The 15,072-nt window shown below is 56.5% G+C and carries 10 protein-coding genes and 1 pseudogene; 1 reads left to right on the plus strand and 10 read right to left on the minus strand.

All coding sequences use genetic code 11. The features are described 5' to 3' along the window. Positions 1–156: 156 nt before the first annotated feature. From AC1DU9_RS10145 to puuE, 6 genes and pseudogenes are all read right to left on the minus strand, one after another. Positions 157–1,538 (minus strand): annotated as a pseudogene (locus AC1DU9_RS10145) (nucleobase:cation symporter-2 family protein). 164 nt (positions 1,539–1,702) lie between these two features. Further along, complete coding sequence (locus AC1DU9_RS10150; RefSeq protein ID WP_477810079.1) at positions 1,703–3,004, minus strand: urate hydroxylase PuuD; 1,302 nt, start codon at positions 3,002–3,004, stop codon at positions 1,703–1,705. A 50-nt stretch (positions 3,005–3,054) separates the two neighbouring features. After that, positions 3,055–3,558, minus strand: a complete 504-nt coding sequence (locus AC1DU9_RS10155) for an ureidoglycolate lyase (protein WP_223462225.1) — start codon at positions 3,556–3,558, stop codon at positions 3,055–3,057. Positions 3,559–3,675: 117 nt separating this feature from the next. After that, a complete protein-coding gene (gene alc, locus AC1DU9_RS10160) occupies positions 3,676–4,671 on the minus strand; it encodes an allantoicase (protein ID WP_007988149.1) in 996 nt (331 codons plus the stop codon). An 87-nt stretch (positions 4,672–4,758) separates the two neighbouring features. Further along, entirely contained in the window at positions 4,759–5,274 is a 516-nt protein-coding gene (uraD, locus tag AC1DU9_RS10165) for a 2-oxo-4-hydroxy-4-carboxy-5-ureidoimidazoline decarboxylase (RefSeq protein WP_477810080.1), read from the minus strand. Then, positions 5,271–6,197, minus strand: a complete 927-nt coding sequence (gene puuE, locus AC1DU9_RS10170) for an allantoinase PuuE (RefSeq protein ID WP_056721809.1) — start codon at positions 6,195–6,197, stop codon at positions 5,271–5,273. The genes uraD and puuE overlap by 4 nt, the downstream gene beginning before the upstream one ends. A 434-nt stretch (positions 6,198–6,631) precedes the next feature. Here puuE and uraH point away from each other — a divergent pair, with 434 nt between their 5' ends. Beyond that, on the plus strand, positions 6,632–6,985 hold the full coding sequence (uraH, locus tag AC1DU9_RS10175; RefSeq protein WP_007974925.1) for a hydroxyisourate hydrolase: 354 nt from the start codon (positions 6,632–6,634) through the stop codon (positions 6,983–6,985). 251 nt (positions 6,986–7,236) lie between these two features. On the opposite strand, the gene AC1DU9_RS10180 is transcribed toward uraH, so the two are convergent. The 4 genes from AC1DU9_RS10180 to AC1DU9_RS10195 form a co-directional block, all read right to left on the minus strand. Further along, complete coding sequence (locus AC1DU9_RS10180; protein ID WP_477810081.1) at positions 7,237–8,898, minus strand: hypothetical protein; 1,662 nt, start codon at positions 8,896–8,898, stop codon at positions 7,237–7,239. Between the two features lie 264 nt (positions 8,899–9,162). After that, a complete protein-coding gene (locus AC1DU9_RS10185; RefSeq protein WP_477810082.1) occupies positions 9,163–12,435 on the minus strand; it encodes a hypothetical protein in 3,273 nt (1,090 codons plus the stop codon). A gap of 410 nt (positions 12,436–12,845) precedes the next feature. After that, positions 12,846–13,475: a LysE family translocator gene (locus tag AC1DU9_RS10190; protein ID WP_477810083.1), complete on the minus strand. Its 630-nt coding sequence runs from the start codon at positions 13,473–13,475 to the stop codon at positions 12,846–12,848. Between the two features lie 140 nt (positions 13,476–13,615). After that, the gene (locus AC1DU9_RS10195; RefSeq protein ID WP_477810084.1) at positions 13,616–14,965 is read right to left on the minus strand and encodes an NCS2 family permease; all 1,350 of its coding nucleotides are present in this window, start codon (positions 14,963–14,965) and stop codon (positions 13,616–13,618) included. Between the last annotated feature and the right edge of the window lie 107 nt (positions 14,966–15,072).

The following is a 15,072-nucleotide window of genomic DNA, read 5'->3' on the forward strand; positions in this document are numbered from 1 at the left end:
TGCACCTTCACCAGCAGGCTGGTGGTGTTTTGATGGGTATCCAGGTTCGAGCTGTTTTCGACCCGGTGTTTGTCTCTGCGAATCATCTGTTGCTCCCTCTTGTTTTTATTTTTGAGGCGCAGGCAACCCCTGCCCACTGTAGGAGCGAGCTTGCTCCTACAGGGTTCGTGTTTCTGGTGTTAATGCGTTTGAGCCTGACAGTCGTTGATGGCCGCGCGTTCGGCGCCACCCAGGATGTTGAACAGCAGGTTCAGCGTCAGCGCGCTGAGGGTGGCCATGGCGATGCCGCTGTGGGTGATCGGGCTCATCCACACGGGCAGGTGGGCGAAAAACTCCGGACGTACGACCGGGATCAGACCCATGCCGATGCTCACCGCCACCAGCAACTGGTTGCGACGGTCACCGATGTCGGCTTCCTGGAGAATCTTGATCCCGGTAGCGGCGACCATGCCGAACATCGCAATCGCTGCGCCGCCCAGAACTGCCGGAGGAATCGAGGCTACCAGGAACGCGGCTTTGGGCAGCAGGCTCAGGACGATCAGCAACCCGCCGGCAACGATGGTCACCGAGCGGCAACGCACGCCGGTCATCTGCACCAGGCCGATGTTCTGGGCGAAGGAGGAGTGGGTGAAGGTGTTGAAGAAGCCGGCGAAAAACGAAGCGCCGGCATCGCACAGCAAGCCGCGACGCAGCATCCGTGGGCAGACTTCCTGGCCGGTGATCTTGCCCAGTGCAAGAAACATCCCGGTGGACTCGACGAAAATGATCACCACTACCAGGCACATCGACAGGATCGGCGCGAGTTCGAATTTCGGCATGCCGAAGTGCAGCGGGGTGACGAATTGCAGCCATGGCGCCTGAGCCATGCCACTGAGGTCGACCATGCCGAGCAGGCCGCAGAGCACGTAGCCCAGGCACATGCCGATCAATACGGAAATATTGACCCAGAAGCCGCGCATGAAGCGGTGCACCAGCAAGATGGTGCCCAGCACTAGCGCGGCGATGGTCAGGTAAATCGGCGAACCGAATTGAACGGCGCCGGCACCGCCGCCGGCCCAGTTCACGGCCACGGGGAACAGCGACAAGCCGATTGAGGTGATGACCGTGCCGGTCACCAGCGGCGGGAAGAAGCGCACGACCTTGGACATGAACGGGGCAATGAGCATGCCGAAGAATCCGGCGGCGATGGTCGCGCCGAAGATCCCTTGCAAGCCGATGCCGGGCATGCCGGCCATGGCGACCATGCTGCCGACGGCGGCGAAACTGGCGCCCATCATTACCGGCATGCGAATGCCCATGGGGCCGATGCCGAGGGACTGGACGATGGTGGCGATGCCCGCTACCAGCAGGTCGGCGTTGATCAGGAAGGCGATTTCTTCACGACTCAGGCCAGCGGCCTGTCCGATGATCAGCGGTACCGCGATGGCACCACCGTACATCAGCAGAACATGTTGCAAACCGACCAAGATCAGTTGCAAAAGGGGCAAACGCTGAATGGCGGGTGCGTCGGGGATGCGTGCTGTGGATAGCTCGGACATGCAACACCTCGGATCTTTTTATTCTTGTGATTTACAGCTGCAATGTTGCTGGCAGCTGTATTCGAATCAGGTGGGCCGCTTTGCGGCCAATCGCAGGCAAGCCAGCTCCCACACAGGCAGTGCAAAACCTGTGGGAGCGAGCTTGTTCGCGATGCTTTTGTTGCTTAGTTGGTCTGGGCTCCCTGCACAATCCAGGCACCGATCAGGTCACGTTCCTGCTGGGTCATCTGCGTGATGTTGCCCAGTGGCATGATCTGGCTGGTGACGGCTTGCGCCTGAATCCGCGGTGCGTTCTGGCGGATCTGCTCGGGGGTGTCGAACATCACACCGGCAGGGGCCGCACTGAACAGCGGGCTGGTTGGCTTGGCCGAGTGGCAAACCGCGCAACGTTCCTGAATCACGCTGTGCACTTTGTCAAAGCCTGGGCCTGTGTTGGACGCTTGCGCCGGTGCGGCGGCAGGCGCTTCTGCGGGTTTGGCTTCAGCGGGTTTCAAACCGCCGCCCACTGCTGTTTCCGGCAGCGGCTGGTATTCGATCCTGGCGGGTGCCTTGGCCACTTCCGGGCTGTTCAGCGGCGCAGGGCCGGTGACGTAAGCCAGGCTGATCATGCCGACGGCTGCGACTGGAAGAGTCCAGGCAAACTTGTGGCTGTCGTGACGGGTGTTGAAGTAGTGACGCACCAACACCGCCAGTACCGCGATCCCGGCCAGGATCAACCAGTTGTACTGGCTGCCGTAGGTACTCGGGAAGTGGTTGCTGATCATGATGAACAGCACTGGCAAGGTGAAGTAGTTGTTGTGACGCGAACGCAGCAGGCCTTTGGCTGGCAGCGCCGGATCCGGCGTGCGGTTCTCGGCGATCGCCGCCACCAGTGCACGTTGCGCCGGCATGATGATGCGGAACACGTTGCCGACCATGATGGTGCCGATGATCGCGCCAACGTGCAGGTACGCACCCCGACCGCTGAACACCTTGCTGAAGCCGTAGGCCGCGCCGATGATCAGGACGAACAGGATGAAGCCTAGCAGGGCAGGGCGTTTACCCAGGGCCGAGTCGCACAGGAACGAGTAGATGAACCAGCCAATGAACAGCGAGCCGAGACCGATGGCCACGCCTTCAGGACCGCTCAGGGTGCTGCCCGGAGCCAGCAGGTAGAGCGTCGGGTTGGAGTAGAACACCACACACAGCAGCGCGATACCAGACATCCAGGTGAAGTAGGCTTCCCATTTGAACCAGTGCAGGTTGTCCGGCATGGTCGGTGGCGCCAGTTTGTATTTTTCCAGGTGGTAGATACCGCCACCGTGGATTGCCCACAAATCGCCAGCCAGACCGCTTTTCGGGTTGACCCGGTTGAGGTTGTTTTCCAGCCATACGAAATAGAACGACGCACCGATCCAGGCCACGCCAGTAATCATGTGAACCCAGCGCACGCTCAGGTTCAGCCATTCCAACAGATGTGCTTCCACAGTCTTTACCTCTCGCCTGTCACTCTGTTGTCGAGTGATCAGACCTTCTCTTATTGGTGGGGGGCGAGGATCAAACGCTCATCCTCTTTGAAAAAATGCTCATCGCAGTTATTGCCTGTGCCACTGCGATCAACCACCAGGAAGTCATCCCGCTTTTCGATCGTCAGCACCGGGTGGTGCCAGACGCCGCGATGGTAATTAATGCCCTGCCTGCCGTTGGTGACGAAGGCGCGGACCAAGCCTGATACAGGTTCATCGCCAACTGGCGCGACCACGATCAGAAAGGGGTTGCCGAGCAGCGGAATGAAAGCCTGGCTGCCCAGCGGATGGCGCTCCAGCATGCTGACGATCAGCGGCATGTCCTGCGCGTCGGCGCGGAAGATGCTGATGATCGCGTTGTCCTCAGGCGTAGCGGTTTGCACCGTCGCCAGTTTATGGAAGCGCATGGTCGAACCGTTGTTGATCATGAAGTGATCGCGGCCGTCGGTTTCGATCACGTCACCGAAAGGGGCGAAGGCTTCTTTGGTCAGCGGTTCAATCGTTAATGTGCGCATGCTGTTCTTATCCGAATTCTGTGTTGTTAGATCTATTGTCATCGCGAGCAAGCTCGCTCCCACATTTGGAATGCGATCCCCTGTGGGAGCGAGCTTGCTCGCGATTGGGTTCAGCGCTTATTTCGCGACCTTGCCCAAAACGCGCAGGCGGCTCACACCACCATCCGGGAACACGTTCAGGCGGATGTGGGTGATCGGGCCCAGTGCCTTGATCTGCTCGGCGAAGGTGTGTTCGGCGTGCATTTCCAGCTTCTGGCTTGGCAGCAGTTCGCGCCAGAACAGCGACTGGGTTTCGATCTGGCTGTCGGTACCGCCCTTCACGAAGGCGCCCTGGATCGAGCAGCTGTCCGGGTAGTTGCCCTTGAAGTGCAGGGTGTCGACGATGACTTTCTCGACTTCACCGGCATGGCCCAGCGCGACGATCACCCAGTCATTGCCCGGGGTACGGCGACGCGCGGTTTCCCAGCCGTCGCCCATGTTGATGCCACGGCCCGGGTTGAGGATGTTGCTCATGCGGCCGAAGTGTTCATCGGAGCAGGCGAGGGCGCGGCCACCGTTGAGGGCGGCGGCCAGGTCGACCTGCTCGTTGTCGCCGATAGCCGACCAGTCGCGGAACGGCACACCGTACACGCGCAGACGGGCCACTCCGCCATCCGGGTAGATGTTGAAGCGCAGGTGGCTGAACGCCTGGTCGTTGTTGATTTCGTGGTAGTGGTGGCTGTTGCCTTGCAGCTCGACGGCGGACAGCACTTCAGTCCACTGGGTGTTTTCATCAGGTTCGCCCGAGGCCAGGAAGCAGGCTTCCAGGGAAGCCGAAGGCGGGAAGTTGCCGGTGAAGAATGAAGTGTCGATGTCGACGCCCTTGATCGAACCCGGCACGCCCAGGCGGATCACTGCGCTGTCGAAGCCTTCGAAGCGCTTGCGACGCGATTCCCAGCCGTCCATCCACTTGCCGTTGTCATCGAACACGCCCTCCTTCCATACGGCCGGGGTCGGTTGGAACAGACGGTTGGCATCAGCGAACCAGTCATCGGTGACCGAGATGATTTTGGTGCCCAGGCGGGCATCGGCGAGGTTGACGAACTTCTCGAAAGGTACGGCGTAAGCTTTCATTCTTCTTGTCTGCCTTTAAATAAGTGGCTTGGGATGCTTGCTGGCCCTTGGCGATTCGGCGTTCTTGAATTCGCAGGGCCAGGCTTGCTATAGGGTCAGTAAGCGGAACAGGGCGATCTTGTTGATCTCCGCCAGCGCGCATTTGAACTCGGTATCTTCCGGGTTGTGGATGCGCGTTTCGAACGCCGCGAGGATCTGATGCCGGTTGCTGCCTTTTACCGCCATGATGAAGGGAAACTTGAACTTGGCCTTGTAGGCGTCGTTCAGCTCGGTGAAGCGCTGGAACTCTTCGGCCGTGCATTGGTGAATACCGGCGCCAGACTGTTCTTCAGTGCTGGCTGCGGTCAGTTGGCCCTGGACGGCGGCTTTGCCGGCCAGGTCCGGGTGAGCGTTGATCAGTGCAAGCTGGCTTGCGTGATCGGCGCTCAACAGGATGTCGCTCATGCGCTGGTGCAGGGTTTCGATCTGGTCGATCGAGGCATCCTGGCCCAGGTCGAAGGCCTTCTCGGCCACCCATGGTGAGTGTTCGTAGATGTCGGCGAAAGCGGCGACGAAGGCGTCGCGGCTCAGGCTCGAAGGTTTGACGGTTTGGAAGGTGCTCATTTGGCAGCCCCTGTGTACGGATGGGTTTCTTGCCAGTGGCGCGCGATGTCGACGCGACGGCTGAACCACACCTGTTCATGACTTTTAGCGTATTCGATAAAGCGCTTGAGTGAAGCCAGACGCGCCGGACGGCCGATCAGGCGGCAGTGCAGGCCGATCGAAAGCATCTTCGGTGCCTCGGCGCCTTCGGCGTAGAGCACGTCGAACGCATCTTTGAGGTATTCGAAGAAGTCGTCGCCCTTGTTGAAGCCCTGGACCTGGGTGAAGCGCATGTCGTTGGTATCCAGGGTGTACGGGATCACCAGGTGCGGCTTGCCGGTCGGGTTGTTCGGTTCCCAGTAGGGCAGGTCGTCGTCGTAGGTGTCGCAGTCATAGAGGAAACCGCCTTCTTCCATCACCAGGCGACGGGTGTTCGGGCCGGTGCGGCCGGTGTACCAGCCCAGTGGGCGTTCACCGGTGATTTCGGTGAGGATGCGGATCGCTTCGAGCATGTGCTCGCGTTCCTGGGTTTCGTCCATGTACTGGTAGTCGATCCAGCGATAGCCGTGGCTGCAGATCTCGTGGCCGGCATCGACCATGGCGCGGATCACGTCCGGGTGACGCTGGGCTGCCATGGCCACGGCGAAGATGGTCAGCGGGATGTCGAATTCCTTGAACAGCTTGAGGATCCGCCACACGCCGGCGCGGCTGCCATACTCGTAAAGGGATTCCATGCTCATGTTGCGCGCGCCTTGCAGCGGCTGGGCAGAAACCATTTCCGAGAGGAAGGCTTCAGACTCTTTGTCGCCGTGCAGGATGTTGCGCTCGCCACCTTCTTCGTAATTGAGTACGAACGACAGGGCAATGCGGGCATTGCCCGGCCAGTGTGGGTGAGGAGGGTTACTGCCGTAACCGACCAGGTCGCGTGGGTAGTCAGCGCTCACTGCAGGCTTCCTTCTTATTCGATGATGACGGTTGGTATGACGCAGCTGAAGATCGGATGGCAGGCTGGCGTCACAGCGATGGACTGATTGTATACAACTTTATATTCAATTTGTAAGCCTGAATTTTCGCATTTTTCACCGACTGTCATCTTTTACTGCTATTGGCGTGAGCCTGCAAGAAATCTGCCTGACTGGTCAGTAATTTGCTGAAGGGTTCATAGGCCGTGCGGTTCGGCGGGAAATCGGCGGTAAATGTGCGGATGACGGGGGTCGCGCGAAAAATGTCGTTTTTATTGTGTACAATTTTTTTGAAAAGTGTCTTAATCAGTCGCTCGCCGCAGCTTTTCGTGCTCCGAATCGGTGCGGTCTCCTTTTCAACTGACTTCGGGAGGCGCGAAGTCTGACTGCTCCACGCAGGCAGGCGCGCAGAATCAATGGGACGTTTGACTACACACGTTTTGGACGCAGCACACGGTTGCCCGGGCAGCTCGATCAAGGTCGAGTTGTACCGTGTTGAAGGATCGCACCTGGAATTGGTCGCCAGCGCGATAACCAACAGCGATGGTCGTGTCGATGCACCGCTGCTGCAAGGCGATGACTACCGCACCGGGGTCTATCAGGTTCAGTTTCATGCCGGCGATTACTACCGCGCCCGTGGCGTCAAGCTGCCGGAACCGGCTTTTCTGGATGTCGTGGTGCTGCGTTTCGGCATTTCTGCCGAACAGGATCACTACCACGTGCCGTTGTTGATTTCGCCTTACAGCTACTCCACCTATCGCGGCAGCTGATCCCCCAGGCAGCAGCTGCACCCTGGAAGCGACTGCGCATATAGCTTCTTTGGTCTTTCGCCCGCTCACACTGCGGGCTTTTTTTGTGCTTTCAATGGCTTTGGAGTCCACATCATTTTCGACCTGGACGCGGTCCTCTAATGAAATGACTACCCCTGCTGCTCCCTGTGATCGCCGCACCGCAGCGAAGGGGCCCGTACAGCCGACCAGGCTTTGTCGGCTGTACACAACTGAGTACCTGAAGGACTTTTTCAAAGCCTTGGATCGTCGGTTCGCACGATAAAGACCGAATCCGGGTGATCGCCCCGGAACTGTCCTCCGCCTTTCAGCCAGATCAGTTTGTTGGCGGCCTCGGCATTTTGCACTGCGCGCAGGGCCGGCAGGCCAATCAGTTCCGGTAGCCGCTCGGGGGCATATCGGCGTTGGTCGGTAGGAGAAATCTGAACTTTGCGCCCGTGAATGCGATGCAGGGTCATGTAGAACACAAAGTCATGTCCGGGGCGCGTGAACACTATCGCGGGAAAGGTATGGGCGGGTCCCAACTCGAACACGGTGTACCCATTGCGAGTCAGCAGACCTTTCATGAATCGTTTGTAATCGCCGGCGGCCAGAGTCGAGTCGAAATACCTCCACTCCCTCAAGAATTTTTGCGTATCAAACTCCAGTCGTTGCAGAGGTACCTGATCCGCGGAGTCAGGCAGCTCCACTATCCGGTAAGTGCCTTTGCCTGGAGCCGTCGGTAAGACCGAAAGCATGAGCAATGGGTCGACCAGCTCTGGTCTTGGCGTGATGCTCGAGGTCTTCCAGTCATTGTGGGCTTGCCGCAGGGTCGTCAGCCCGGCGCCGGTGGCGATGTCGGAACCATTGGCGAGGGAAAACTGTTTTCTCGCGACGTTCAGCGCGCAGAGGTCTGACAGTTCGGGAAAGTAAGTGACGACGTAGTTGGTCAGCGTCCTGTCAAAAGGCAGTGTCGGATCGACTCTCCAGTGATGAGTCGGCGGGACCTGGATCGCGCCGCGGGGTTGTTGTTCGCGGTGTTGCCGCAGGGTTCTCTGGAACAGATCGAAGTCGTAGATCAAGTGCGCCGGGTTCTTGATATAGACAATCGGATGGTCCGGTGCGTCAACGCGCGATACTGTCTTATAGTGAACTCCCTCGATGGTGACGTCTTCGGGCGAAGCATGATGGGCGGCGATGCCCCAGTTTTTCCAGGGCTCGGAGGATGCGGGGGCTTCGGGTATCCGCGGTCGCTTGGACGGCCCCGCCTCTTCTTGCCCACCAGCTTGCACGGGGTGGCGCGAAATGATCAGTTCCGAATCACCCGTGCGAATGCTATCGACCGGAACCTGGCGCCATTCCAGCGTTCCTTCCACCCGCTCAAGTCGCGGGCCGGACGGCACCAGTTCCGAAAGTTGTTTGGCGCGCAAATGGCCCTGCGCATCGGTCTCCAGCAGTACCGTCCCGCCATCGACGAGATCGACAAACTTGCGCCCGGAGCTGATCGACCGGAACCCGGTCTGCGGGTCGGGTGCGGGCAGCCTCTCAACCATTTTCGGTGACAGGTAGTAATGACTGATGGGGTGGTCGGTGGTGATTCGGCTGATGTGGGTACTGGCAGGGAGATCGGTTATTTCAATCGCCGCAGGTTGGGCGTCGGGTACTGGCGTGTGCTCCAGGATTGGCTGGCGCTGTGGCAGATCGGGCTCATGACCCGGTGAGATGCCAGGGCGCCAGGGTAAATGATCCAGCGTTGTGTCGGGTCGGCCGGGGGTATTGGTGTTTGAAGAATCGCGCAAATCGGATGAACCAGGAACCGGAACTTTCTTGGGGGGCTTAGCCATTGATTTCACTCTGAAAAATACTGAATTAACGCTGGCCTCGACAAGTAGGCCAACGAGCGACGTGATCAGCATGGAACTCGTGCGATTGCACGATGCTCTTGCTTCTGTAGTTGAATGTTGATGAAGTCAGTTCACTGGCGTGCGGTATATATGTGTAGCAGGGGGCAAGAATGATATGAGTCGGCAGCTGATTTCCCAAGCAGCTGCCTTTATCTGGAAGCGACTGCGCATATAGCTTGCTTTTGATTTTTTGCCCGCTCACACCACGGGCTTTTTTTCGTCAGGCACGGTGCAATACGAGAGCGCAGTCAACTTGGCGGTGGGGTGAACGTAGCGCTACAGATTCTGAGCCGCGTGCATCGCGCTATCGTTGATGGCCAATAGATAGTCCGCTTTGGCAATGGCGATGCTGTGGCCTTTGTGGTCAGAATCCCTTGTTCGTTTGAAGGTGTGGAATCCGAGTTCGTTGAATGACTTCTCTTTGGAGGCTGAATAAGAGTTTGTAATGATAATTCTGGCGCCGTTATTGCTGAGAGGAACCACATGCCTCTTGATGTTATCGAAAAAGAGAGCCTCGGTATTGTAGACATGGCTAAAATGCCCACTCAACAGAATCAGGTCGCTTGGGTTTCTTGTCGTGTCACAGAGGTTGTCCAACAACTGCCAGCCGTCTCCAGTCAAAAAGTGAGTTGGCCGTTTTGCGCGTTCATGAAGGTGGCCGATGTAATTGAGATGATCGATGTTCGCCAAGCCGGCTGAAAACAATTTTAAGGTTCTCCCTTCCGAAAACATTAGATTGGAAGGAAAATGAAAAGTGTATTTTCCGTTTTGTAGCAGCCTTATTTCATTAATGGCGTTATTGCGTTGGTTGCTGTTCTGAGTCATATAAAACATGGCGGCAAGAAATGCTCTGTCATCTGCAGAGTGAACAGGTGCGTCAAGAGCTGGCTCGCCGTCCTGTAGCCTGGCGGTAATTGAAGCACCTTTGGTCGGGGGAGGGCTGATAATGACCGCTCCGTCTTTTATCTCAACAATAACCTGCATGGCCTCAATGAAATAGTCTCTAACATCGTCGCGGAACTTGTTCACCTTGGCTTTCGCTTCCAGCGTCTCCGGGGTGCCTTTGGGGGCTGGGTCGAGCCCGATATAGGCTTTGGCATCCTCTTTGGAAGCAAATTTTATAGCCAGTTCACTGTTAAAGAGAAACTGGTTCGTTTCGCCGATTCGAATGAGGTCTCTTTTAATGAATTCAATGTAGTATTTTACGCGATCAGGTTGTTGGGCTATTTCCTTTTGAGTCCATGAGATCAGGGGGTTAAGATCATTTATCATCATCTCACCTTCAAATCCGACGGCCCTGGCATAGTTGCCATAATAGCCCGACCCAGCCATCGGTTCTATGATGCGCTGAATGGCTGGCTCGCCATTTGATTTCTGATTGACAAGGTCTGCGATCAGTCCGCCATTGAGGTTTGTCACTTCCGCGGCAACATTTCCAGGTACCTTGAAATAGGACAAGGTATGTACGTCAAGCTGCATTCCGTATTCAGCGAATAATTCTGTTTTTTGTTTGATGTTGCCGGCGTTAGTTTCTTCTGCCATGGGCGTTTTAGCAAAGAGTGTGGTTTCTTGTTCGGGTGTCAGTTTTTCCTTGGGGAAGAATGGGTAAGTTTTCTTTTGCTTGATCCATTTGCGATCTATAAAACTGAACTGTTCTTTATGTCTGGAATGAATCAAGGCGAAGGGCTGGATACTTCCTCCATCGTCTGGACGCCACTGCCCATTCCATACCGTATTCGTGTCTGGTTGTGATCGAGGTACTCTGCTGATGACTACCCCTGCATCGGTTGAACTGACGCTGCCCTTGAGCCATTTAATGTCGTTTCGTGCATCAGCGGCAATCAGCACCTTGTGCGCTTCGGCGCCGATATTCGTGAGCAGATGGGGGTTATTGGGGTCGCTGGTAAAATCATATAGCGCGGAGTGCCCTTTCGAGGTCTCAAGTTTCATAAGGTAAATATGGTCCGCGCATCTGAACATCAATACGTCAGCTTGCTCCGGATGAGCTGTGGGGAAAACGTCATAGCCGTTACGAATCAACAATGTCTGGAACAGTTGCCTGAGACTGGCTTCGTCCGCTGTTGTTTTATAGGCAGCCCATTGCTGTGCAAAGTGCTCGCTATTGAAATCCAGGCGGTATAACTTTTGCCCATCAGAAGGGGGGCGGAATAATAATTCACTCCCCGGTGCGTTTTCAGGTCGAGTCACAGCGAGTAGTTGAATAGGATCGGCAGGTCCGGAATGCCTTTCAGTGCTCTTGTTCTCCCATTGTCGAAGAGTGGCGGATAGTTCCAGTAATGATCGGCTGGAAGGCTTGGATCTTCGCCCGCTGCTGTGTGCAAACAGCTGGTAGGCAACATCCGCTGACGTGATATCACTGAAGTCTTTGAATGAATTTACGACAGACTCGCTAAATGACCTTTCAAACAACGGCGAACTTGACACTGTCCATTGACCATCGGCATTGCGAGAGGCAACAACTGGTTGAAGCCACGGTGTCTCTGCCAATACGCGTTCGAAGTCGTTAAAGGTATCGCCAAACCCAGGTGGCTTGATGACCGCGCGGGATTCGACTTCGTTGTCGAAATCAAAAATCTTGTAATGAAGCTCATTTACCTTGATCGATCCAGTGAGTTCGGCTACCGGGTTTCCCCATGTCAACCATAAATGAGGGTTCGGTTCCCAGGATCTGGTGAAAGATGTGGATCGTTCGGCGCCATGCGCAGTATCGACGGGCTGTTCAAGGCGTGGTCGCTTGCTCGGTCCCGGCCCGGAGTCTTCAGGCTGCCAATGCGATGTTTCGTCGATACGTTCAAGCACGGGCCCATAGGTGTCCAGACTCTTGCTGTCCTTCGCTTGGTATTTCCCTCCCTCCGTTCGAACGACCATGACCGTTGTGTTATTAAACAAATCGACAAACAGCCTTCCGGAAGGGTGTACGCGAATCCCATCCTCACCAGGTGCTGTCAGTGTCCTTGCGAATTTATTCGGAATAATGAGTTCATCGAGGCTTGCTGTCTGGGTTGCAACAGGTTCGCTCCCGTCGGTTTCCTTCGAACCTGGATTGTCGTTTTTTTTCTGCCACAACGGCTTACCGTCGATTTTCGACAATCCCACAACGTAGGGCGAAGCTGTCGCGATCTCGTATTGACCTTTGGCATTTATCTGTATGGCGACATCACCGATATGCTCGATTCGAGCATACAGAAATCCTTGGCTACTGCGTGAAAGTCCAGAATCGCCAAGCAGCATCAGCGAGTTGTCTGGAGACTGCTGGTAAATATTTATATCATCGGGAAACTCAGGCAAAGAACGTACTACAGTCGGAAGATCCGTGATAATGATCGCTGGCTCTTGAGAGGGATTGTTATCTGGATAAACATCGGAAGGACGATTCCCGGGTGTATCGCTTACTGGCCAGTGAAGATCAAGTGAGTCGATAGGGACTCGGCTGCCGGGCAGAGAAGTATGCTCCGAGTGGGGCCGGGTCGTTGTCGACGTATTGTCAGACAAACCGGGTGAAGGCGGTTTTTTTGGTGGTTTAGCCATTTTTTATCCTCGAATAAATTGTGAAATGGTTACATTGGAATGATTGAAGTTATGTTAAAAAATATGGAAGGACGCTGAATCGAATTTCTAATATCGATGTTTGCGCGTTATGACAAAACCAAAAAGGTCGCGCGCATTCCGGAAAGATGGCAAAGAGTTAAGACGTTTTAGATATACATATATATGCTGTTGTCACAACGTGTTGCGGACTTTAGATAGCACAAGGTAAGACTGCCTGGGGTGTTGCTGAGTATTGCAATTGGCAGGGCGCAAGGAGGAGATACATGGACCTATGTCATTATGATCCATGTGGTGGGGCGGGGTACTGGATAAGTTCTGCCCCCTGAAAACTAAAAGCATCAGGCGGGCAGAACAGGACAAACAGCAGTTACAGATAAAAGTCTAAAGTTTCAGTGACTACTCAGCAAGGACGCGGCACCCGCACCGCCGAACAACCCGGCGCTGATCCGGTTAAACCAACTCTGTCCCTTGCCACTGCGCAAATACCGCGCCGCGCCCTGCGCGCCCAGCCCATAGGCCAATTTGCACAACAGGTCCAGCACCGTCCACGTGGCAATCATCACCAGCAACTGCGGCAGGAACGGCTGCTGGGTATTCAAGAACTGCGGCAGGAATGCGGCAAAAAACAAAATATCTTTCGGATTGCTGGCCCCCAAGACAAACGCGCGCCCGAACAGCGCACGGAAACGCGGCACGGGTGCAGCCTGAGGTACTTCAGCGCCCACCGAGGGCTGGCGCGATTGCTGCCAGCTCTGCCAGGCGAGGTAGAACAGGTACAGCGCGCCGACGATCTTCAGGGCACTGAACAATTGTTCCGAGGCGAGCAACAACGCGCCCAAGCCTAGCGCCGAAGCACTGAGCAAGCAGATCGAAGCAAACACGCCCCCTAGAAACGCCGGGTAAGAACGGCGCAGACCGTAATTCAGACTGTTGCTGATCATTAGCAGCGACAGCGGCCCCGGGATCAGGATCACTATCAGCGCAGCGCCGCTGAACAGCAGCCAGGTTTCCAGACTCATCACTTTCCTCCATTTGCACAAAAGCCCCACCCGACGGGGTGAGGCTGTTTGCTGTGGCGCACTTGGTCCGGGCAGCGTTCCGACTATGGATTCAACCCGGTAAGTACGCGTTATCGTTAACGACCTTCGCGAGCTCGCTCCTACAAGAAAATGAACTTGGCGATGAAGATCGCGCAGAGCACCCACAGGCTCACGGAAATTTCCTTGTACTTGCCGGTGCCGGCCTTCAACGCCACGTAGGTGATGAAGCCCAGCGCGATGCCGTCGGCGACCGAGAAGGTCAACGGCATCATGATGGCGGTAACGATTGCCGGGATGCTGTCGGTCGCTTCGTCCCATTCGATGTGGGCCATGCCCCCCATCATCAGCATTGCCACATAAATCAGTGCGCCCGCGGTGGCATAGGCGGGAATCATGCCGGCCAGTGGTGCAAAAAACATTGCCGCTATAAATAGCACACCAACAGTGACTGCGGTAAGACCAGTCCGACCACCAGCGGCCACGCCGGCAGCACTTTCGACATAGCTGGTGACGGGCGGAACACCGACCACAGCGCCGAATACGCTGGAAGCACTGTCGGCTTTCATGGCGCGGGAGAGGTTTTCGATCCGGCCGTCAGCACCCACCAGGTTGGCGCGCTGGGCAACGCCCATCAGGGTGCCGGCGGTGTCGAACATGTGCACGAAGAGGAACGCCAGGACCACGCTGATCATGCTGACGTTGAACACGCCGGCGAGGTTCATGGCCATAAAGGTAGGGGAGAGGCTTGGCGGGGCCGACATGATGCCCTCGTAGTGCACCAGCCCAAGGCCCCAACCGGCCAGGGTAACGGTAATGATGCTGATGAGGATCGCGCCGAAGACCTTGTGGTAGCTGAGGATGGCGATCATCAGGAAACACACTGCGGCGAGCAGCGGGCCGGGTTCGCGCAGGGAACCGAGCTTGATCAGGGTGGCCGGGCTATCGACGACGATACCCGCGGTTTTCAAACCGATCAGCCCCAGGAACAAGCCAACACCAGCGCCCATGGCGAAGCGCAGGCTGACCGGGATGCTGTTGAGCAACCATTCGCGGATCCGCGAGAAGGTCAGGATCATGAACAATACACCGGAAACGAACACCGCGCCGAGGGCGGTTTCCCAGTTGTAGCCCATGGTGCCCACTACGGTGTAGGTGAAGAACGCGTTCAGGCCCATGCCCGGTGCCAGGCCGACCGGCCAGTTGGCGTACAGGCCCATCAACAGGCAACCCAGGGCTGCGGCGATGCAGGTGGCGACGAACGCGGCACCGTGATCGATCCCGGCGTCGGCCATGATGTTGGGGTTAACGAAGATGATGTAAGCCATGGTGATGAAGGTTGTCAGACCGGCAATCAGCTCGGTCTTCACCGTGGTGCCGTGCAAGCTGAGTTTGAACAGACGTTCCAGCAAGCCATTGCGTAATGGCGGCGAGAGGTCCAGCGTCGATGCTTCGGATTTGCGGCTTTCCACAGCGAGTACTCCTCAAGAGTTTTATTTTTATTTCCAGGGCCGGATCCGAGAGGGGTGGCAGCGGCCCTTTGAGGTACTTGCGAATTTGTTGACCTGATGGTCAGGAA

The sequence above is a fragment of the Pseudomonas sp. P4_C1 genome, from assembly GCF_056402155.1.